The 21,165-nt window shown below is 64.4% G+C and carries 19 protein-coding genes, 1 tRNA gene and 1 riboswitch; of the genes, 16 read left to right on the plus strand and 4 right to left on the minus strand.

Going from position 1 to position 21,165, the window contains the following annotated elements; translation table 11 throughout:
- Positions 1–348: 348 nt before the first annotated feature.
- A complete protein-coding gene (gene putA / locus J1C49_RS17160) occupies positions 349–3,783 on the minus strand; it encodes a bifunctional proline dehydrogenase/L-glutamate gamma-semialdehyde dehydrogenase PutA (RefSeq protein ID WP_227447068.1) in 3,435 nt (1,144 codons plus the stop codon).
- 111 nt (positions 3,784–3,894) lie between these two features.
- Here putA and J1C49_RS17165 point away from each other — a divergent pair, with 111 nt between their 5' ends.
- The 3 genes from J1C49_RS17165 (at position 3,895) to J1C49_RS17175 (ending at position 5,134) form a co-directional block, all read left to right on the plus strand.
- The gene (locus tag J1C49_RS17165; protein ID WP_227447069.1) at positions 3,895–4,365 is read left to right on the plus strand and encodes an Lrp/AsnC family transcriptional regulator; all 471 of its coding nucleotides are present in this window, start codon (positions 3,895–3,897) and stop codon (positions 4,363–4,365) included.
- Positions 4,355–4,969 (plus strand): tetratricopeptide repeat protein, encoded by a 615-nt coding sequence (locus tag J1C49_RS17170; RefSeq protein WP_227447070.1) that lies wholly within the window; start codon positions 4,355–4,357, stop codon positions 4,967–4,969. The genes J1C49_RS17165 and J1C49_RS17170 overlap by 11 nt, the downstream gene beginning before the upstream one ends.
- A gap of 79 nt (positions 4,970–5,048) precedes the next feature.
- Positions 5,049–5,134: transfer RNA gene (locus tag J1C49_RS17175), tRNA-Leu, on the plus strand.
- Between the two features lie 355 nt (positions 5,135–5,489).
- Here the strand turns inward: J1C49_RS17175 and irrA are convergent.
- Positions 5,490–5,939, minus strand: coding sequence for an iron response transcriptional regulator IrrA (gene irrA / locus J1C49_RS17180; RefSeq protein ID WP_227447100.1), 450 nt, complete (start codon positions 5,937–5,939; stop codon positions 5,490–5,492).
- Between the two features lie 291 nt (positions 5,940–6,230).
- Between irrA and fabA the strand changes: the two genes are divergently transcribed.
- Positions 6,231–6,740: a bifunctional 3-hydroxydecanoyl-ACP dehydratase/trans-2-decenoyl-ACP isomerase gene (gene fabA, locus J1C49_RS17185; RefSeq protein ID WP_227447071.1), complete on the plus strand. Its 510-nt coding sequence runs from the start codon at positions 6,231–6,233 to the stop codon at positions 6,738–6,740.
- A 61-nt stretch (positions 6,741–6,801) separates the two neighbouring features.
- On the opposite strand, the gene J1C49_RS17190 is transcribed toward fabA, so the two are convergent.
- Entirely contained in the window at positions 6,802–7,263 is a 462-nt protein-coding gene (locus J1C49_RS17190; protein ID WP_227447072.1) for a hypothetical protein, read from the minus strand.
- Between the two features lie 208 nt (positions 7,264–7,471).
- Here J1C49_RS17190 and J1C49_RS17195 point away from each other — a divergent pair, with 208 nt between their 5' ends.
- From J1C49_RS17195 to J1C49_RS17205, 3 genes are all read left to right on the plus strand, one after another.
- Positions 7,472–8,701 (plus strand): beta-ketoacyl synthase N-terminal-like domain-containing protein, encoded by a 1,230-nt coding sequence (locus J1C49_RS17195; protein ID WP_227447073.1) that lies wholly within the window; start codon positions 7,472–7,474, stop codon positions 8,699–8,701.
- 66 nt (positions 8,702–8,767) lie between these two features.
- Complete coding sequence (locus J1C49_RS17200) at positions 8,768–9,556, plus strand: enoyl-ACP reductase (RefSeq protein WP_370639430.1); 789 nt, start codon at positions 8,768–8,770, stop codon at positions 9,554–9,556.
- A 136-nt stretch (positions 9,557–9,692) separates the two neighbouring features.
- Positions 9,693–10,004 (plus strand): hypothetical protein, encoded by a 312-nt coding sequence (locus J1C49_RS17205; protein ID WP_227447074.1) that lies wholly within the window; start codon positions 9,693–9,695, stop codon positions 10,002–10,004.
- A 33-nt stretch (positions 10,005–10,037) separates the two neighbouring features.
- On the opposite strand, the gene J1C49_RS17210 is transcribed toward J1C49_RS17205, so the two are convergent.
- Complete coding sequence (locus J1C49_RS17210) at positions 10,038–10,925, minus strand: hypothetical protein (protein WP_227447075.1); 888 nt, start codon at positions 10,923–10,925, stop codon at positions 10,038–10,040.
- A 251-nt stretch (positions 10,926–11,176) separates the two neighbouring features.
- Between J1C49_RS17210 and miaB the strand changes: the two genes are divergently transcribed.
- From miaB to aroA, 9 genes are all read left to right on the plus strand, one after another.
- On the plus strand, positions 11,177–12,478 hold the full coding sequence (gene miaB / locus J1C49_RS17215; protein WP_227447102.1) for a tRNA (N6-isopentenyl adenosine(37)-C2)-methylthiotransferase MiaB: 1,302 nt from the start codon (positions 11,177–11,179) through the stop codon (positions 12,476–12,478).
- A gap of 105 nt (positions 12,479–12,583) precedes the next feature.
- The gene (locus J1C49_RS17220) at positions 12,584–13,561 is read left to right on the plus strand and encodes a PhoH family protein (RefSeq protein WP_227447076.1); all 978 of its coding nucleotides are present in this window, start codon (positions 12,584–12,586) and stop codon (positions 13,559–13,561) included.
- A 148-nt stretch (positions 13,562–13,709) separates the two neighbouring features.
- A complete protein-coding gene (ybeY, locus tag J1C49_RS17225) occupies positions 13,710–14,213 on the plus strand; it encodes an rRNA maturation RNase YbeY (RefSeq protein ID WP_227447077.1) in 504 nt (167 codons plus the stop codon).
- Between the two features lie 42 nt (positions 14,214–14,255).
- Positions 14,256–15,242, plus strand: coding sequence for a hemolysin family protein (locus J1C49_RS17230; RefSeq protein ID WP_227447078.1), 987 nt, complete (start codon positions 14,256–14,258; stop codon positions 15,240–15,242).
- A complete protein-coding gene (gene lnt, locus J1C49_RS17235) occupies positions 15,235–16,815 on the plus strand; it encodes an apolipoprotein N-acyltransferase (protein WP_227447079.1) in 1,581 nt (526 codons plus the stop codon). The genes J1C49_RS17230 and lnt overlap by 8 nt, the downstream gene beginning before the upstream one ends.
- Positions 16,816–16,837: 22 nt before the next feature.
- A riboswitch (SAM-SAH riboswitch) is annotated at positions 16,838–16,885 on the plus strand.
- 5 nt (positions 16,886–16,890) lie between these two features.
- Positions 16,891–18,069 carry a methionine adenosyltransferase gene (metK, locus tag J1C49_RS17240; protein ID WP_227447080.1) on the plus strand — a complete coding sequence of 393 codons (1,179 nt, stop codon included), beginning with the start codon at positions 16,891–16,893 and terminating at the stop codon, positions 18,067–18,069.
- Between the two features lie 144 nt (positions 18,070–18,213).
- Positions 18,214–18,843: a hypothetical protein gene (locus J1C49_RS17245; protein ID WP_227447081.1), complete on the plus strand. Its 630-nt coding sequence runs from the start codon at positions 18,214–18,216 to the stop codon at positions 18,841–18,843.
- A gap of 44 nt (positions 18,844–18,887) precedes the next feature.
- Entirely contained in the window at positions 18,888–19,613 is a 726-nt protein-coding gene (locus J1C49_RS17250) for a tRNA (guanosine(46)-N(7))-methyltransferase TrmB (RefSeq protein WP_227447082.1), read from the plus strand.
- A 194-nt stretch (positions 19,614–19,807) separates the two neighbouring features.
- Positions 19,808–21,157, plus strand: coding sequence for a 3-phosphoshikimate 1-carboxyvinyltransferase (gene aroA, locus J1C49_RS17255; RefSeq protein ID WP_227447083.1), 1,350 nt, complete (start codon positions 19,808–19,810; stop codon positions 21,155–21,157).
- The last annotated feature ends 8 nt before the right edge of the window (positions 21,158–21,165 follow it).

Raw genomic sequence — 21,165 nt, forward strand, 5'->3', positions numbered from 1 at the left:
GCGGCATGGGCCCGGTTTCAGGCACGGCAAGGCGCCCATTCGGTCTGCGCCAGCGAAGCAGAACCGACCCATCCTGTCATCCCGGCCGGTGCGGAGGGTGGTGAGCAACGATGACGGGACATCCGCACCAAAGCGGTCTGCCCCGCGCCCGTGGCGCCGCGTGCGGCCCATGTCGTGACACGTGGGGCGCCCGGCAGGAAAGGGCGACCAGCGCGGGGCCATCCCCTTGGCCCTGAACTCCGACGGGCACCCGGAGGCTGGCCCGCGCCGCGCCCCCACGTGCCCGGCCGCGGTGTGGTGTCTGTCGAGAGGGGGAGGCGCAGGCCGGGTCTGGCGTGCGCCATACCGTCACGTTTGCCCGGCCAGAAGGGCCGCATTGCCGCCGGCGGCGGTGGTATCGATGCAGACATGCCGTTCCGCGCGCGCGTGCCCGTGGTCCGGCATGCCCGTGATCAGCGTCAGGATCGGCCCGGACCGTGCGGCCAACGCGCGGCGGTAGGCGCGGCCCACGTCGTCCGGCCCCCACCAGAGAATGGCGGAAATCCCTTCCAGCGTTTCAAGCACTGCGGGATCCACATGCCCGGTGGCGCAGACCGCAACGCCGCCAAGCGCCTCGACCGCGGCGCGCTGCGCCTCGGCGGTATCCTGTCCCGGACCAAGACACAAAACCGGCGGGCGGGCGAAATGCGTGAGCGTGTTGCCTTCGCCGGTCGGGCCGGGCAGGCCTTGCTGAACGGGGGCAGGAGCCGCAGCGGCGTTCTCCAGCGCGGCGCGCAGCGTCTCTGGCGCCATCGGTGCGGACCACGCACCGGCGGCGCCCGGCGCCGGATATGCGCGAAAGCGATCGAGGTAGAACGGCCCGCCGGCCTTGGGGCCTGTGCCGGACAGCCCTTCACCGCCAAAGGGTTGTGATCCGACAATGGCGCCGATCTGGTTTCGGTTCACATAGAGATTGCCCGCCTGCACGCGCTCGGTCACGTGTTGGACGCGGTCGTCGATGCGGGTCATCAGCCCGAAGGTCAGCCCGTAGCCGGTGGCGTTGATCGCGTCGATCACCGCGTCGATCTCGCGCGCGGCAAAGGTGGCCACATGCAGCACAGGCCCGAATATCTCGGACTCCAGATCGCCGATTCCGGTCACGCGGATCAGGGTCGGCGCCACGAAATGCCCGCTGTCGCGGGTGGGGTAGCTTCGGATGACCCGCCCCTCCGCCTCGGCTTGGGCGATGTGGTTGAGAATGCCCTGCCGGGCTTCGGCGTCGATCACCGGCCCGAGATCGGTCGAGATCTGCCACGGGTCGCCCGTCACCAGCGCATCCATCGCCCCGGTCAGCATGGTCAGCAAATCCTCTGCGATATCCTCCTGCACATAGAGGCAACGCAGCGCGGAGCAGCGTTGACCGGCGGACTGGAAGGCGGATTCGACGATGGCCTGCACCGCTTGTTCGGGCAGCGCGGTGCTGTCGACGATCATCGCGTTGAGGCCGCCCGTCTCTGCGATAAAGGGCGTTCCGGGTGCAAGATGGGTGGCAATGGCGCGGTGTATCGTCATGGCGGTTTCGGTGGAGCCGGTAAAGGCGACGCCGCTGACGGACGGGTTGGCGGTCAGGGCCGCGCCCACATCCCCGGCGCCGGGCAGGCATTGCAGCGCGCGGGGGGGCACGCCGGCTTCGAGCAGCAGGGCCACCGCCCGGTGGGCGATAAGCGGCGTCTGTTCAGCGGGCTTGGCAAGCACGCCATTCCCGGCGGCGAGGGCCGCGCTGATCTGTCCGGTGAAGATCGCAAGCGGAAAATTCCACGGCGAGATACAGGCAAAGACGCCCCGCGCGGGCCCCTCGGCACGGGCGGCGTAGTAGCGCAGGAAATCCACCGCCTCGCGCAGCTCCGCGATGGCGTCCTGCAGTGTCTTGCCCGCCTCGCGGTGGAGCAGGGCAAAAAGCTCGCCAAAATGTTGCTCGTAAAGGTCGGCGCCCCGGTTGAGCACGGCGGCGCGGGTCGCCGGGTCGGCATCCCACGCAGTCGCGGCGTCGGCGGCGCGCGTCACGGTCTCGGCATTGGCCCAGGTCACTTGCCCGACCGTGTCCGCGGGCCGGGCGGGGTTGACCACCGGGCTGGCGGGGCCGGTGGGCGCGTCGCAGGCAACCACGGGCGTTGCCGTCCAAACATGCATGGCGAACCGGTCGCGCGCCTGAGTCATCCGGGCAAGATCGTTGGGGTCGCGCAGGTCGAACCCCTTCGAGTTTGGCCGCTCCGGCGCAAACAGGGCGCGGCCGGTGGTCAGACCCGCCGTGATCGAGGCCGCGAACGGGTCTGCGGCGACAACCTCCGGCGAAACGTCCGCGTCGACGATCTGGTTGACGAAAGAGCTGTTGGCACCGTTTTCCAGAAGGCGCCGCACCAGATAGGCCAGAAGGTCGCGATGCGCGCCCACCGGCGCGTAGATCCGGCAGCGGGTGCCGTTTTTCTGGCGCGTGATGTCATGCAGGGTTTCACCCATGCCATGCAGCCTCTGGAACTCGAAATCCGCCGGGTCGCGCCCCATGGCTTCGGCCATATGCAGGATCGCCGCCACCGTATGCGCGTTATGGGTCGCGAATTGCGGGTAGATCCGATCCGTCAGGGAGAGCAGCTTGCGGGCATTGGCGATATAGGAGATGTCTGTGGCGGCCTTGTCGGTGAAGACGGGAAACCCGGTCATGCCGGCGACCTGCGCACGTTTGATTTCCGTGTCCCAATAGGCGCCTTTGACCAGCCGCACCATGATCCGGCGGTCGAGCCGGGTCGCCAGCGCGTGCAGCCAGTCGACCACGTGGCCGGCGCGCTGTCCGTAGGCTTGCACCACAACGCCAAACCCGTCCCAACCGGCCAGCGAAGGCTCCGACAGCACGGCCTCGATCACGTCGAGCGAAAGCGAAAGGCGGTCCGCTTCTTCGGCGTCCACGTTGAGGCCGATCCCGGCGCTGCGCGCCAGTTGCGCAAGGGTGCGCAGACGCGGGACCAGTTCGGCCATCACCGTGTCCCTTTGCAGCAGGTCGTAGCGGGGATGCAGCGCGGAAAGCTTGACGGAAATGCCGGGATTGGTGCGGATGTCATTGCCGGTCGCGGCCTCCGCGATGGCGGTGATCGCGCGCGAATAGCTCAGGTGGTAGCGGCGCGCGTCGCGTTCGGTGCGGGCGGCTTCACCGAGCATGTCGTAGCTGTAGGTATAGCCCTTGGCTTCCATCCGCGCAGCGCGGGTCATCGCGTTCTGGATCGTTTCGCCGAGCACGAACTGCGCGCCCATTTCCTTCATCGCGCGCCCGACGGCGGTGCGGATGACCGGCTCACCCAGCCGTTTGATCGCGGCTCGGAGATGGCCGACCGGTCCGGGCGCATCGTCGTCCAGCACTTTGCCCGTCAGCATCAGGGCCCAGGTCGACGCATTGACCAGCGGCGAGGTGGAGTGCCCCAGATGCCGGCCCCAATCCGACGGGGCGATCTTGTCTTCGATCAGCGCGTCGATGGTCTCTGCATCGGGCACGCGCAACAGCGCCTCGGCCAGGCACATGAGCGCGACACCCTCATCGGTGGACAAGCCGTATTCCGCGAGGAACACTTCCATCAGGCCCGGTTGCGTATGGCCGCGAATGGCCCGCACGAGATCGGCCCCGCGGGCGCTGATGGTCGCGCGGTCAGCGCTGCTCAACCCGGCTTCCGCGATCAGGCGCGCAAGGGTTTCGTCCTGATCGGCATAGGTGGCGGCGTCGATCGACTGGCGCAACGTATCGCTGTGGTCCTTGGGCATGGCGCTCTCCAGAAGTTTCGGGCAGTCTATCGCAAAGCTTTCAGGCGTTTTGCCCGAAGTGTGGGTGATTTGAGGCCGAAACGTCTTTGTTTCGCGGGAGGCGCGCGCAAAATGAATATGGATGACCTTGACCAATTCGACCGGTCGATTCTCAAGATCCTGGCGAGTGACGGACGGATCTCGATCACCGAGCTTGCGCGGCGGATCGGATTGTCCAAATCGCCCACGCAGGCGCGGCTGCGGCGGCTGGAAGAGGCCGGCGTGATCCGCGGTTATCGCGCGATCCTCGATCCGATCCAACTTGGTGTCAATCACGTGGCTTTCGTGGAGGTGAAGCTGACCTCGACCCGCGAAGGCGACCTTGCGGCATTCAACGAAGCGGTCACGCGGGTGCCGGAGATCGAACAGGTGCATCTGATCGCGGGAAACTTCGATTACCTGCTGAAGGTGCGCACCTCGGACATGTCGCGCTATCGGCGCGTTCTGGCGGAGGTGATCTCTATCCTGCCCTGTGTCGCATCGACCTCGACCTACGTGGCGATGGAGGCGGTCAAGGAGGCCGGTCTGGCAGATGTCACTTGACCGACGCCCGGCGCGCATCACCTTTGTTTGCATGACGATACGCATGGGATTTCCGGCCAAAGCGGCCGCACTTGTTCTGGCGCTCTGCGTCCTGCCACGTGAGGCGGTTGCGGATGGGTGCCCCGTGGCCCCCGATCATTCCGAGACCCTAGCCGCACATCTGGCAGATCTTCAGACCGTGCAGGACGAGATGGCGGCGCGGGCGATTTCCGCGCAGATGTGGGAATTGTGGCTCCAGGCGCCCGATGAGCCGAGCCAGATGATGCTGGACGAGGGTATGCGCGCGCGCAACGTGTCGGACTTCCTGCGCGCCAAGGACCGCTTTGACCGGCTGGTGGGATACTGTCCGTTCTATGCGGAGGGATACAACCAGAGGGCATTCCTCCACTTCCTGCGCGGTGACTATGCGGCGGCGCTGCCGGACCTGGAACAGGCCTTGTCCATCAACCCCGAACATATTGGCGCGCTCTCGGGTAAGGCGCTGACATTGTTGAGGATGGGGCGCGATGAAGAGGGCCAGCGCGTGTTGCGCGAGGCGCTGGACTTGAACCCGTGGTTGGGCGAACGGGCCTTGCTGCGCCCGCTGCCGGGTGACGACCTCTGATCCGCGCACAATTTTTTGGTGCAAATTGGCGCGGGGGATCTGGCATGCCACGCGGGCTCTGGCTAGGGTAGGCCTGCTGGCCCGTGTGGTGGAATGGTAGACACAGGAGACTTAAAATCTCCAGGCCGTATGGCCGTGCCGGTTCGAGTCCGGCCGCGGGTACCAGCTTTTGGGCGCAATCGGAACAGATGCGCGTCTTCGTCACAGATTTCAGAGCACTGGACGGATGATGCAACCCCGCGGGTCGAGGGCGATACATCCTCGCGCGGACGGTTGGTGGGGGGACTGGTGCAGCGCGCACGCGGTTCGGTTCCGCCACGTGGTGTGCCCTGCGAATCTCCGGGCCAGAGACGCAGGCTTTACCGTGGAAAGTGTCGTTGCGAATGCACGGAAGTGGTGCCTGTGACGCCGGGCCAGTAAGCCGCCGCGAGCACGGTTTCTGGTGGGCCAGATATCAGGATTGCCGTTTCCGGAGGAGCGGCCGCAAGTCGGAGGAACCCGCGGGAAGAGAGATGGGGGGTCAGCGTGTCTTTCGCAGACGAATCACAACATCGACCGATGCGATTTCCGCACCGTCCGGCGCAGTCGGCAGGCGGGAAATCTCGAGCTGGTCAGCCGGCGCGTCCGTCAGCCGCCCTTCGTCTTCCCAGAAGAAATGCGGGTGGTCATGGGTGTTCGTGTCGAAATAGCTCTTGGAGCCATCCACGGTCACTTCCTGAATGAGGCCCGCATCGCAGAACGCCTTGAGCGTGTTGTAGACCGTCGCCAGCGAAACCGGATCTCCGTCATCCTTGGCAGCCTCGAACAGGCTTTCCGCAGTAACATGGCGGTCCTGCCCGTCGCCAACGAGAAGGGACGCCAGCGCAACCCGTTGGCGTGTCGGTCGCAGGTTTGCGCCGCGCAGCCAGCTCTGAGCCCGCTCCTGCCGGAGATGCGTGTCGCTGGTGGTGTGATCCGCGTGAGCCGCCATAAGGTCCGATGCCATCGCTGTTGTGCCTGTCTGTTCCATATAAAGCGCGCAGGCCGCCAATTTCAAACGAATTTGCAACCGGTTCTCAAGAACCGGCCCCGGGCTGCCGGAATCGAGACGGATCGCGACCACAGGCCGCATGTGCGCCTGGTGCGATCGTCCTGCCTTGGCAGCGGGGCGGCGGGGACATCGCCGTTGGCACGCCGGGCGCCGCCCTTGCAGGCTGCAGCTGTGCAATGCTATGGGCGGCGCTGATCCAACCCTAGTAATCCTTGATAGGAGCGCATCCGCATGGCCGATTATCCCACCAGTTTTGGCAAGGAAGACCTGCTGAAATGCGCCCGAGGCGAGCTTTTCGGTCCGGGCAATGCACAGTTGCCGGAGCCGCCGATGCTGATGATGGACCGCATCACCGATATTTCGGGCGATCGCGGGTTGCACGGGAAAGGGCATGTGGTGGCGGAGTTCGACATCACGCCGGACCTGTGGTTCTTTGACTGCCACTTTCCGGGCAATCCGATCATGCCCGGGTGCCTTGGCCTTGACGGGTTGTGGCAGCTGACCGGCTTTAATCTCGGCTGGCGCGGCTGGACGGGGCGCGGCTATGCGCTGGGCGTGGGCGAGGTCAAGCTGACCGGTATGGTGCGGCCCGATCGCAAGATGTTGACCTACAAGGTGGATTTCACCAAGGCCGTGCAGACTCGCCGGCTCACCATGGGGGTCGCCGATGGTATCGTCGAGGCCGATGGCGAGGTGATCTATCAGGTCAAGGACATGAAGGTCGCGCTGAGCGAGAGCTGAGCGGAGGCGCAGAGATTCTGCGTCGATCGCGCATGGGCGGCGGCGCGGGCCTCTGTGTGTGTCAGGTCCGCACGAGGCGCCGCAGCGTGCGGTTGAACGCGGCTTCCTGCGTGGCATAGCGGCATTCCGGAATCCGCCAGATCCCGTTTTCGTGCCGGAGCGTGCCGTGGCCGATCACCTCTTCGCTGAGACGGTAATCACGTGTCACATGCCGTGACACAAACGTCGCCTCGATCAGATCGCTGGTGATGAACTGGGCCGAGACCGTGTGCCGAGCGAGGTCGATCACCCCGCGTTCGTCGAGATAGGCGCGCATGTCGTCAAAGAGCCTGCGGATGTCTTCCTCGGTCTTCAGATCCACATCTCCGTCGAACGTGCCCAGCCTGTGCGGCAAGGACAGCCGCTTTCGATACCGCGGGAAGTCCCGGTTCATATAGGCGAGCCGGATCTCTTCGAGCAGGAAATCGACAACCTGTTTTGCCGTGCGAAACACAGGATCCCTGTCGTGTCGCTCGCTTGTCACGATGCGTATCCTCGTTTCGGGGTTGGCTGGGGCGGCTGGCGCCATGGCTGCGCAGACTGTGCCCGCGGCGCGCCCGTCGCTCAAGACTTGGTTCCGGACAGGGGCGACAACCGGCGGGAATTCGCGGAAAACCGTCGGGCTTCTATCGCCTTGCGCCCTTGCGGGGCGCTGTCATAAACAAGCGGCAGCCAAACAAAGGAGTGCGCCCATGCGCCGCGTTGTCGTCACCGGTCTCGGTATCGTGTCGTCCATCGGAACGAATGCTGATGAAGTCCTGGCTTCGCTCAAGGCGGGGCAGTCCGGGATTTCAGCCTCGGAAGAGATGGCCGAGCACGGGTTCCGCAGCCAGATCTCGGGGCAGATCGACCTCAATCCCGCCGATCATATCGACAAGCGCACATTGCGCTTCATGGGGCCGGGTTCGGCCTATGCCTATATCGCCATGGAACAGGCCATCAAGGATGCCGGCCTCGAGACTGCCGAGGTCGTCAACCCGATGACCGGCTTGATCGCGGGATCCGGTGGCCCCTCGACCTCTGCCATGCTTGCGGCACACCAGACCGTGCTCAAGAGCGGTGCAACCAAGCGGATCGGGCCCTTTGCGGTGCCGAAATGCATGTCGTCTACGGTGTCGGCGAACCTCGCGACCGCGTATCAGATCAAGGGCATGAACTTCTCGATCACCTCGGCCTGCTCGACCTCGTTGCATTGTATCGGCATGGCGGCGCAGCAGGTGGCGCTTGGCAATCAGGACGTGATGTTCGCAGGCGGCGGCGAAGAGCTCGACTGGACGCTCTCCTGCTTGTTTGACGCGATGGGCGCGATGTCGTCGAAATACAACGACACTCCGGAAAAGGCCTCGCGTGCCTTCGATGCGGGCCGCGATGGGTTCGTGATTTCGGGCGGCGGCGCAATTGTGGTGCTGGAAAGCCTTGAGCGGGCACAGGCGCGTGGCGCGAAGATCTATGCGGAAGTGACCGGGTTCTCGGCCACCTCTGACGGCGCGGACATGGTGGCCCCCTCGGGCGAGGGTGGCGAGCGCGCCATGCGCGGCGCTCTGCGCACGCTGCCAGAGGGGCGCGCGGTCAGCTACATCAACGCGCATGGCACCTCGACCCCGGTGGGCGATGTCGGCGAGATCGAAGCGGTGCGCCGGGTCTTTGGCGAAGGTCAGACCCCCCCGGTCTCTTCGACCAAGTCCATGACCGGCCACAGCCAAGGCGCCACGGGAGCGCAGGAAGCGATCTATTGTCTGCTCGCGCTGGAGCATGATTTCATCATCCCGTCGATCAATGTCGAAACGCTCGATCCCGCGCTGAAACCCGAAGAGATTGCCACGGCGCGGGTCGACAATGCCGGGCTGGATACGGTGATGACCAACTCCTTCGGATTTGGCGGCACCAACGGCTCGATGCTGTTGTCCAAATTGCGGGATTGAACCCGCGTGCCGGGCTCGGGCCCGATTTGAATACGATCAAGCATTTCAGACGAAAGGATCGCGTCCATGATGTCACTTGAGGGAAAACGCGGGCTCATCATGGGCGTTGCCAATGAACGCTCGATCGCTTGGGGCATCGCCAAGGCTTGCGCGGAAGCGGGCGCAGAGCTTGCCTTCACTTATCAAGGTGAGGCGTTCGGGAAGCGGCTGGAACCACTGGCGCAGTCTGTCGGGTCGGATTTCATGGTCGATGTCGATGTGACGGACGATGCGTCTCTCGATGCCGCGTTTGACGCGCTGGCACAGCGTTGGGACAGTCTCGATTTCGTCGTCCATGCCATTGCGTTTTCCGACAAATCCGAGCTCACGGGGCGCTTTCTGAATACCAGCCGCGCCAATTTCAAGAACTCCATGGATATCTCCGCCTACAGTTTTGTGGAGGTGGCCCGGCGGGCGCATCCGATGATGGTGGAGAAGGGCGGCACGCTGCTGACCCTGAGCTACATGGGCTCCACGCGCGTGACGCCGAATTATAACGTGATGGGCGTGGCCAAGGCCGCGCTCGAAGCCTGTGTGAAATACCTCGCCAACGATCTCGGGCCGGAAGGCATCCGGGTGAATGCGATTTCACCCGGTCCGATGAAGACCCTTGCCGGTGCGGCGATTGGCGGTGCGCGCAAGACCTACAAGCACACCGATCAGAATGCCCCCCTGCGGTCCAACGCGACGCTGGATGCGGTTGGCGGCACAGCGGTATACCTGATTTCCGATGCCGGGGCCTGCACGACCGGAGAGACGATCCGCGTCGATGGTGGCTTCCATGTGCTGGGCATGCCGCAATACGACAACCTGTAGCCGGTTCTGGCCCGCCTGGCGGGCAACCCGCTGCGGAGCTTGCGGGAATCGCGGGGTCGCGGTTAGGCTTGGGGCAGTCTTCCGAAAGGGATTTGTGATGCGCCTCGTACCCGGTTGTGCCGTTTTGACGTGTTTCATGCTGGTCGCATGCGGTGATGGCGTCGTCATGCCCGGCGGTGCGGGTGGCGGAGCTGGGGCTGCCGATGGCGAAGCCAACCGGCTTGACGCGGGCATGACCGAGGCGGAAGTGCTGGAGAAGATGGGCCCGGAAAATGGCTTCGAGCGCAATCCGGTCAATCTCGATCAGACCTGCCTGAGCTTCAACTACGGCAGCGAGGCCGCTCCAAGATACGTGCATGCCCTGATGGAAAGGAACGTGCTCGTGCGCGCGACGGACGGCCATGGCGCGCTGTGCACCTTCGAAGCGGGTGCCGCCGGTCAGGCGTAGCCGGCGCGGCATCCCCTGACGGGCCGTATGCCCTCAGAACCACTGCCCGGGCTCCATCAGGCCAAGATCAAGCAATTGCCGCGAATGCCACCTGAAAGCGGTGGAGTGCCGCCAGTGAAAGCTGTCGATATCGAAGGTCGATCCGGGATTGGTCTTGAGCGCCTTCGCGGTCCGGAAAGACGCGACCGCCGCCGTCAGGGAATTGTGCCATGGACAGGCATAGGTGTTGTATTCCGGGTCTGACAGCGTGTGATCCGGTCGCAGCCGCAAGCCGGGCCGCGCCCGGAACAGGCTGATCCGGTCGATCCGGCGCTTGTCTTCGGGCACATGCTCCTCGAACCGCCATCGCAGACCGCCGAACACATTCAGTTGGCGGTCGAGCGTGCGGTCGGGATCAGCCGGATCCGGCCGGGCGAGCGCGTAATACCCGACCCTATCCAGCATGGCCCGGTCTCGGGACACGGCATTTGGGGCCGCTGCGAGGTCATCGGCGTAAAGGTCGATCACATAGGTCAACATCGCGGCACGCCGTTCCTCGGCATGGTGGGCGAGCATTTCCCCGACCGAGCGCGACTCGCAGAACGGGTAAAACAGGAATTCCGCATTATAGCAGTAGAAGAGCCATCGCCCCGGCGTGGCCTCGATCACACGATTGACGGCCTCGGGCATCGCGTCCGGGCGCGCCGTGGCATGGGGGACCAGATGGATGTGGGTTTCAAATTCGCGTGTTTCCTCCGGCATGTCAGGCAGGGCCAAGCCGGCGGGCAAAAAGGCGGCCACGGTTTCAAACCCCTTCTCGCAATGGTGCCGCAAGGTGCTTCCAAGTTCGACGCCATCCTCCGCGAAGATCAGCGCAATTGGCCCGGTTTGCGGGCTGCGGCGCAGAAAGAGCGCAAAACTGTCAAGGCCGTCATGCTGCATTGCGGGCGCGTGTGTCTCCTTGCCGGGCGGGATACCGGATACCGGTGGGATATCCCATCGCGGGTGAAGATCGGGTTACCAGACGTGACCGGCGCGGGCCCTCCTTGTCGCCCAAGGCGCGGGGCCATTGCGCAAGGCAGAGGTTTCGCGCTATGGCGCGCGTTCAACCGGCCCCTTGGCGCATGACCGTCGCGGCAGCAAAGCGGCGCATCGAAGGCATCGGGATCCGGCGGATATCGGCGAGGCACGAGATGACTAAGAAGCTCTACATCAAGACCTATGGCTGTCAGATGAACGTCTATGACAGCGAGCGTATGGCCGAGGCCATGGGCGGCGAAGGTTATGTCACCACGTCGACGCCGGACGATGCCGACATGATCCTGCTCAATACCTGCCATATCCGTGAAAAGGCCGCGGAGAAGGTGTATTCCGAGCTTGGCCGCTACAAGACCCTCAAGGCAGAGAACCCGGATCTCAAGATCGGCGTGGCCGGTTGCGTGGCACAGGCCGAAGGCGCGGAGATCATGCGCCGTCAGCCGATGGTCGATCTTGTGGTCGGCCCGCAAAGCTACCATCGCCTGCCCGCTCTCGAAGCCAAGGCGCGTGCCGGGCAAAAGGCGCTCGACACGGATTTTCCCGAAGAGGACAAGTTCGAGCACCTCAAGGCGCGTCCCAAGGCCAAGCGCGGCCCGAGCGCCTTCCTGACCGTGCAGGAAGGCTGTGACAAGTTCTGTGCTTTTTGTGTCGTGCCATACACACGCGGAGCCGAAGTGTCGCGCCCGGCGGATCGCATCGTGACCGAGGCGCGCGATCTCGTGGCGCGCGGCGTGCGGGAGATCACCTTGCTGGGCCAGAACGTCAATGCCTACCATGGCCATGAGGGCGGGCTGGCCGGGCTGATCTACGCGCTGAGTGACATCGACGATCTTGCCCGGATCCGGTTCACCACTTCGCACCCCAATGACATGGACGAGGCTTTGATCGCGGCGCATGGCGACTGCGAAAAGCTGATGCCATATCTGCATCTGCCGGTTCAGGCGGGCTCCGACCGGATCCTCAAGCGCATGAATCGCCAGCATACGCGCGACGATTATTTCCGCATCATTGACCGGCTGCGCGCGGTGCGCCCCGACCTGCATCTCTCCGGAGATTTCATCGTCGGGTTCCCCGAAGAAACGGATGCGGATTTTGAGGATACGCTCGACCTGATCGAACGCGTGCAATACGGCTCGGCGTTTTCATTCAAATACTCCACCCGCCCCGGCACGCCGGCAGCGGAGCGCGATCAGGTATCCGAGGCCGTCAAGGACGAGCGGCTGCAACGGCTTCAGGCGCTCCTGACCCGCCAGCAACGCGCCCTGCAGGACGCGATGGTGGGCCGCGATGTCGCGGTGCTGTTCGAAAAGCCCGGCCGCATGCCCGGACAGATGGTCGGCAAATCGGAATACCTGCATGCGGTGCATGTCGAAGCCGAGGGCGTTTCTGCTGGCGATCTGCGCCGCGTGCGGATTGTGGAAAGTGGCCCGAATTCGCTCAAGGGTGCCCTGATCTAGTTTAATTGCACCGCGGATCGCATGCGGGGCGCGGATTGCGCCTTGCGCCCATGATCCGGTCGGGCCACCATATCGCCAAACCGCCGCGCGCCGCAGGAGACCGGATTGGATACAGCGCCTTCAACCGAAGCGATCCTCGAATTCCCCGACAACCGATTGCTGATCGATCTGTGCGGCGAATATGACCGCAACCTGACAGATATCGAAGCCCGGACAGGCGTGCAGATTCTGCGCCGTGGCAATGTTCTGACCGTGCATGGCACGCCCGAGGCGCAGGCCGAGGCGACGGAAGTGCTGCATGCGCTCTACGAGCGTCTCGAAGCGGGCCGCGATGTTGGCGGCGCGGAGATCGATCGGCAGTTCCGCATGGCCACGGAGGCTGACGTGCCGGAAGGTCAGCTGGAGATGTTTGCCGGCGGGCCGGTTGAAATCAAGACGCGCAAGAAACTTGTCGAGCCGCGTACCGATGCGCAAAAGGCTTATGTACGGGCGCTCTATGCCAATGAGCTGGCGTTCGGAATCGGCCCGGCGGGCACCGGTAAAACCTATCTGGCGGTTGCTGTGGGCGTGAACATGCTGATCACCGGGCAGGTCGACAAGATCATCCTCAGCCGTCCCGCGGTCGAGGCGGGCGAGAAGCTCGGCTATCTTCCCGGCGACATGAAGGACAAGGTCGATCCCTACATGCAGCCGCTATACGATGCGCTGAATGATTTCCTGCCCGGCAAGCAGCTGGCCAAGATGATCGAGGAAAAGACCGTCGAGATCGCACCGCTGGCCTTCATGCGGGGGCGCACCTTGTCGAACGCCTTCGTTGTGCTCGACGAAGCCCAGAATGCCACGTCGATGCAGATGAAGATGTTTCTTACCCGTCTGGGTGAAGGCTCGCGCATGGTGATTACCGGCGACCGCACGCAGATCGACCTGCCGCGTGGAGTGCCTTCCGGTCTGGCCGATGCGGAACGCCTGCTCAACCGGATTCCGAATATCGCCTTCAACTACTTCACGTCCAGCGACGTCGTCCGCCACCCGCTGGTGGCGGCCATCATCGAGGCCTACGAACAAGATGCGGCCACGGGCTGACCGGCGCCACATCGAGAGCGTATTGTTCAAGGACGCGTGTGGTCGGTTTCTTTGGGCCGGAAATATCCCGGGGGTCCGGGGCTGGCCCCCGGCGCTTCGATGCTGTGCGACGTTCTTCTGAAGGGGGCAGACTGATGAAGGCAAACCGGTGATTGTCGATACGATCTACGAGGATCCGCGCTGGGAAGACGCGGGCCTTGCGGCGTTGGCGGAGTGCGCGCTGGATGCAATGGCCGCACATCTCGGTCTTGACCCCTCGGGCTATGAACTGGCGCTTCTGGCCTGTGACGATGCCCGGATTGCCGCTCTGAACGGCAATTTCCGCGACAAGCCACGCCCGACCAACGTGCTGTCCTGGCCCGAGGAAGACCGGAGCCCCGAAACGCCGGGCGCAGTGCCGGAGCGTCCGGACCCCGGCAGCGCGGAGGATCCCGCCTATCTCGGGGATATAGCCATTGCCTATGACACCTGCGCCCGCGAAGCCATGGCGCAGGGCAAGCCATTTCCCGCTCATGTCATGCATCTTGTTGTTCATGGCGCGTTACATCTTCTGGGTTATGATCATGTCCGTGACGCAGACGCCACGCTTATGGAGCGGGTTGAGGCGGAAATACTTGGCAAACTGGGTCTGCCCGACCCATATAGGGAGTGACGGAACGGGATGCTTCCGGCTGCAACGGATTTGGCAGAAGACATGGGTGATACTGACGGCTCGTCTAAAGCAGCGCAAAGCGCGCGCATCGAAGAGCATAACGACCACGCTACCCCTCATCGCAGCGATGAGGACATGCAACATCACAGGCCGGGATTTTTCCGACGGGTCTTCGGCTGGCCGAAGGCTGACATGGTCGGGTATGAAGCCGACACGCCACGCACCGCCACCGACACCGTGGCGCACACGCATGGGATGATCAACCTGCGCCGCTTGCGGGTCGAAGATGTCGCCATTCCCAAGATCGAAATCATCGCCGTTCCGGTCACCATCACCAAGAACGATCTGGTGCAGGTCTTCCGCGACAGTGGCCTGACGCGCTTGCCCGTCTACGAGGGCACGCTCGACACGCCCATCGGGATGGTGCATCTCAAGGACCTCGCGCTGCTGCACGGGTTCGACGGCACGTCGACACGATTCAACCTCAAACGCATGTTGCGTCCGCTCGTCTATGTGCCGCCCTCCATGCCGATCGGGGTCCTTCTCACCAAGATGCAGACAGAGCGCCGGCACATGGCGCTTGTCATCGATGAATACGGAGGGGTGGACGGGCTCGTCACAATCGAAGACCTGATCGAACAGGTCATCGGGGAGATCGAGGATGAGCACGACACCGACGAGGCCCAGAACTGGACCCGGGAGAAATCGGGCTGTTACCTGGTGCAGGCCAAGACTCCGCTGGACGAATTCGAATCGGAAATCGGACTCGCCCTGACCGATCACGACGACATCGACGAAGAGGAAATCGACACGCTTGGCGGTCTCGTCTTCATGCTGGCGGGCCACGTGCCCGCACGCGGCGAAGTGGTGCCGCATCCGGAAGGCGTCGATTTCGAAGTGGTGGACGCGGATCCGCGCCGGATCAAACGCTTGCGGGTGCGCCTGCCGGGCAGTCTTTCGGGCGCGGTAACCAAACCGGCGCCGCAACCCCGTCCCACAGAAGCCACACCGCAAGCCGAGCATGGCTGAAACGGCGGAGGCGCGGCCCCGGCGCGCGCCCCTGTCGCGTGCGATCCGCATCGCAATCGGCTTTGTGGCGGGCCTGCTTCTCGCGCTGGGCACGGCACCTTACAACCTTCTGATCCTTGCGCTGGCGGGCCTCGTCATGGCCTGTTGGCTGTTTTTGCGCACGCGCTGCGGGCGCAGCGCGGCACTTGCAGGCTGGACCGTCGGGCTGGGCTATTTCGGTCTCTCGCTCGGCTGGATCGTGGAGCCGTTCCTCGTCGACGCGGCCGTGACGGGCTGGATGGCGCCCATCGGGCTGCTTGGCCTGGGCGGTGGGCTGGCGCTTTTTTGGGGCCTCGCCTTTTGGCTGGCCGCGCAGTTCGGGCGCGTGCGGGCGCCGGCGCTGGTTGTCGCGTGGTGTGCGGTAGAGCTTCTGCGCGCCTATGTGTTCACCGGGTTCCCATGGGGATTGCTGTCCTATGTCTGGCTCGACACGCCGGTGCTGCAATGGGTCTCGGTGATCGGACCGCACGGGCTTGTGGCGGCGACCGTGGCGCTGGGCATGTTGCTCGCTCTGGCGGTGGATGGTCTTCAGCGCGGTGCCGATGCAGGGCGGACAAACCGAAGCGTCGCGCTGGCAGGGCTTGGCGCAGTGTTTGTCGGGGGGCTCTGGTTTGGCGGGCTGTCACTCTTGCCACCCCCGGACAGCCTTGAAAACCGTCCCTTCATCCGGTTGATCCAGCCCAATGCCCCGCAGCATCAGAAATGGGATCCGGCCCACATCCCGACCTTCTTTGACCGGCAAATGCGGTTTACCGAGGCACCAAGCAACGCAGCGACGCCGCCCGTTCTGATCGTCTGGCCGGAAACGGCCCTACCGGTTCTGCTCAACCGGGCAGACGCCACCCTGGCGTTGATTGCGCAGGCATCAGGCGGTGTGCCCGTGGCGCTTGGCATCCAGCGCGAGGACGCCGGCAATTGGTATAACTCCATGGTCGTTCTGGATGCACAAGGCGGTGTGGCACAGACCTATGACAAGCACCATCTGGTGCCGTTTGGCGAATACATGCCCTTTCCGGCCTTCTTCCGGATGTTCGAGATCGGCGGCCTCGCAGCGCGGGCCAATAGCGGATATGCGGCCGGGCCCGGCCCCGACTTGCTCGATCTGGGACCGGGGCTGGGCCGGGCGCTGCCGCTGATCTGTTACGAGGCGGTCTTCCCCCAGGATGTCCGGGGCACGCCGGACCGGCCGGACTTCCTGTTGCAGCTGACCAATGACGCGTGGTTCGGTCATTGGTCCGGCCCCTATCAGCATCTTGCACAGGCCCGCATCCGCGCAGTCGAGATGGGGTTGCCGATGGTGCGCGCGGCCAATACCGGCGTCTCCGCGATGATCGATCGCGGCGGGCGGGTGCTGGGCGCAATTCCGTTGGGGCAAGCGGGGTTGCTGGACGCGGCCTTGCCCCCGCCCGGGCCACCCACACTCTACAGTCGCACGGGGGACTGGCCGGTCGCGCTCTGGCTCTGTCTTGCAGCCCTTGCACTAATTGGCGCGGTGCGCGGCTTTCCGATTGACCCTGCTGGCACAGGGGCATAATCCCGACGACAGCGTTTTTTATGCCCCGTCACAACGGCTTCCTGGCGTGACGGAGATCATCAATGGAGCACTCCAATGGCCCGAGAGAACTATATTTTCACCTCCGAAAGCGTCTCGGAGGGCCACCCGGACAAAGTCTGCGACCGGATCTCCGATGCGGTGCTGGATGCCCTGATTTCCGAAGACCCCCTGGCGCGCGTTGCCTGTGAGACCTTCGCGACCACGAATCGTGTCGTGATCGGCGGAGAAGTCGGGTTGAGCGACCAGGACAAGCTCTCCGAATACATGGAGCGTATCCCGGATATCGCCCGCGCCTGCATTCGGGATATCGGGTATGAACAGGACAAGTTCCATTACGCGACCTGTGAGATCACGAACCTTTTGCACGAGCAATCCGCGCATATCGCCCAGGGCGTGACCGGTGAACGGGGCGATGAGGGGGCCGGCGATCAGGGGATCATGTTTGGCTATGCCACCGATGAGACCGAGGCGCTCATGCCCGCGCCGATCCAGTATTCCCACGCCATCCTGCGCCGCCTTGCCGAGGCGCGGAAATCCGGCGAATCGCCCTTGCTGCGTCCCGACGCCAAGAGCCAGATTTCCGTACGCTACAAGAACGGCACGCCCGTTGGCGTGACCTCCATCGTGCTTTCCACGCAGCATGAGAGCGAGGCGCAGTCGAGCGCGGATATTCGCGCAATCGTCGAGCCTTATATCCGCGAAGTCCTGCCGGAAGACTGGATCAGCGACGCCACGGAATGGTGGGTCAATCCGACAGGCACCTTTGTGATCGGTGGCCCGGACGGAGACGCGGGCTTGACCGGGCGCAAGATCATTGTCGACACCTATGGCGGCGCGGCACCCCACGGGGGCGGCGCGTTCTCCGGCAAGGATCCGACCAAGGTGGATCGCTCTGCCGCCTATGCGGCGCGCTACATTGCCAAGAACGTCGTGGCGGCCGGTATGGCGCGGCGCTGCACCGTGCAGCTCAGCTATGCCATTGGCGTGGCAAAGCCGCTTTCGATCTATGTAGACACCCACACAACGGGCGAAGTGGACGCCGCGGCGATCGAACGCGCGATACCACAGGTCATGGATCTGACACCCCGGGGCATCCGCACCCATCTTGATCTCAACCGTCCGATCTATCAGCGCACGGCGGCTTACGGGCACTTTGGCCGTGCTCCGGAAGCGGATGGCGGCTTCAGCTGGGAAAAGACAGATCTTGCCGAGGCGCTTGCCAAGGCCGTCTGATCGGACGTTGTCCGCATCGCATCGCATCGTATCGTATCGCGCGCCCGCAACCGGCCACGGTTGCGGGATTGGGTGCGGCGGTCCCCTTGTCAGCGGGCGGCGGGAGCGGTTTGATGGCGGGATCGGCAAGACGGGGCATTGGCCATGATACGGGGCATCCTTTTCGCCAGCGCGCTCTGCGCGGCGGCGCAGGCGGCAGTCGCGGATGACAGCGGCAAGTTCGACATCCAAGGCAGCACGCTGGTCTATGACACCGAGGCTGCGCGCCTCGGACCGGCGCGCGAGATCCAGAACCGGGATGTCGATGTGTTGCGGGATCTGCTCAGGGCCAATCCCGGGATCCGCACGCTGAAACTCAACAGCACCGGCGGGTCTGTCTGGGCCGGGATCGAAATGGCGCATATCGTGCAGGATTTCGAGCTCAATACCGTGACGGATGGCGCCTGCTCCAGCGCCTGCGTCACCGTGTTTCTGGCGGGGGCCCGTCGGACGATGACACGGGGCTCCAAGATCGGGTTTCATCAGCGCAGCTGGAATGCCGATGCGATGGCGGATTATTATGAGAGCGTCCGCGAGGAGGAAGGGTGGGAAACGCCCTTCGATTTTGGCTCATGGGTTTATTCCGACACGCAGACGGAAACCTTCGAGGAGTTGCGTTACATGATCGGGCGCGGGGTGGATCCGGTCTTTGCCATCGAGACAAAGCGCATGCGCGGCGATCTTTGGTTTCCAAGCCGGGCCGAGCTTGAAGAGGCAGGCGTGCTCGTCGAGTAGCGGCGGCTTGCCCTGCGGGCCGGGCTTGGGTAGAGGCTCCGCGCATGACCATGTCGAACAAGCACCCGAAGGCGCCGTGGCGCAACTTTTATGGCCGTGTGAAGGGCAAGACGCTGCGCCCGTCGCAGGAAGCCTATCTCGCGCAGGATCTTGAGACGCTGTCGCCGGGACCGGTGGATTGGGACGTCAACCCGGACCGTGTGCCGCTTGATCTCGCGGCGCGGTTTGGCGGGCGTCCGGTCTGGCTCGAGATTGGTTTCGGGGGTGGAGAGCACCTCGTCCACCAGGCGCAATTGAACCCGGATGTGGCGATCATTGGGTGTGAACCCTTCCTCAACGGGGTTGCAATGCTGTTGGGCAAGATCCGTGCGGCAGGGGTCGAGAATGTCGCGGTTTATCCCGGGGATGCTCGCGACCTCATGGATGTCTTGCCGAGCGCCTCCATCGCGCGGGCGTTCCTGCTCTACCCTGATCCCTGGCCCAAAAAGAAGCACCACCGGCGCCGCTTTGTCACGGCAGAGCATCTTGCGCCGCTTGCGCGGGCCATGCAGCCCGGCGCGCAGTTCCGGGTGGCGACGGACATTCCCGACTACGTTCGGCAGACCATGGTTGAGGTGCCCCGGGCAGGGTTTTCCTGGACCGCGGAAAGGCCGGCGGACTGGCGCCACCCCTGGGGGGACTGGATTTCCACGCGCTACGAGCAAAAGGCACTGCGCGAAGGCCGGGTGCCGCATTACATGACGTTCGAGCTGCAACACGCGCCGGGATAGGGCAGGGGGCGTTGCCCCCGCCGGCGCAAGCGCCGACTCCCCCAGGATATTTGAGGCCCAAAGAAGTCCGGCCGCGCGCGCCACAAGCGGGCCGGGGCCGGGGCGGTCGCACAGGTGGTGGCGGTCCTCGCAGCCATGGACAGCGCGGAGCGGCTCGTCTATCCCGCGCGGAAACGATTAGCGAAAGGTTTCCCATGTCGGCACACGGCGATCCGATTCCCATGATCTCGCACAAATCCGCAGGGCTGTCCGGCACGGCGCAGGTGCCGGGCGACAAGTCGATCTCGCACCGCTCGCTGATTCTCGGAGCCATGACCGTCGGGGAAACCGTGGTGACCGGTCTTCTTGAGGGGCAGGACGTTCTGGATACGGCGTCGGCGATGCGTGCCTTTGGCGCCCAGATCGAGAAGCGTGACGGTGCATGGCATGTGCACGGGGTTGGCGTTGGCGGGTTCGGGGAACCGGATCATGTGATCGATTGCGGCAATTCCGGCACTGGCGTGCGGTTGATCATGGGGGCGATGGCAACGACGCCGATTGCCGCGACCTTTACCGGCGACGCGAGCCTGAACGGGCGTCCGATGGCGCGCGTCACGGATCCGCTTGCGCAGTTCGGGACGCGTGCCTATGGCCGGTCCGGAGGCCGTCTTCCGATGACGATCCTTGGGGCGCGCGATCCGCAGCCAGTGCGCTACACGGTGCCCGTTCCTTCCGCGCAGGTGAAATCGGCGGTCCTTCTGGCGGGTCTGAACGCGCCGGGGGAGACGGTGGTCATCGAGCGGGAAGCAACGCGCGATCACTCCGAGCGCATGCTGGCCGGGTTTGGCGCGACAATCCGGCGCGAGGACAGCGCGGAGGGGCATGTCATCACGCTTGTCGGGCAGCCGGAGTTCCGCCCCCAGACCATTGCGGTTCCGCGCGACCCGAGTTCTGCGGCTTTCCCGGTCTGCGCGGCGCTGGTCACGGAAGGATCGGATGTGCTGGTGCCCAATATCGGGCTCAATCCGACGCGCGCCGGTCTCTTTTACACGTTGCAGGACATGGGGGCGGAGCTCAGTTTCGAAAACCCGCGCGAAGAGGGCGGCGAACCGGTCGCCGATCTGCGCGCGAAGTTCTCGCCGGATCTGCGTGGGATCGAGGTGCCGCCAGAGCGCGCGGCCTCGATGATCGACGAATACCCGGTCCTGTCCTGTGTTGCCGCCTTTGCGGCGGGAAAGACCCATATGCCGGGCGTCAAGGAGCTGCGCGTCAAGGAAAGCGACCGGATTGACGCGATGGCGCGCGGCCTGCGCGCCGCTGGACTGCGCGTCGACGAGGGCGAGGATTGGTGGACGGTGCACGGGCTCGGCCATGGCGCGGTGCCCGGGGGGGCGACGGTGCAGAGTTTCCTCGACCACCGCATTGCCATGTCCTTTCTCGTCCTTGGGCTTGCGACCAATGCGCCGATGACGGTTGACGATGGTGGGCCGATTGCAACGTCTTTCCCGATCTTCGAGACGTTGATGGCGGATCTTGGCGCGCGGATCGACCGGGTTGCGCGGTGAGCGGAGCG

Origin of the sequence: Cognatishimia sp. F0-27 (genome assembly GCF_020667845.1) — a bacterium.
GTDB lineage: Bacteria > Pseudomonadota > Alphaproteobacteria > Rhodobacterales > Rhodobacteraceae > JAFMPQ01.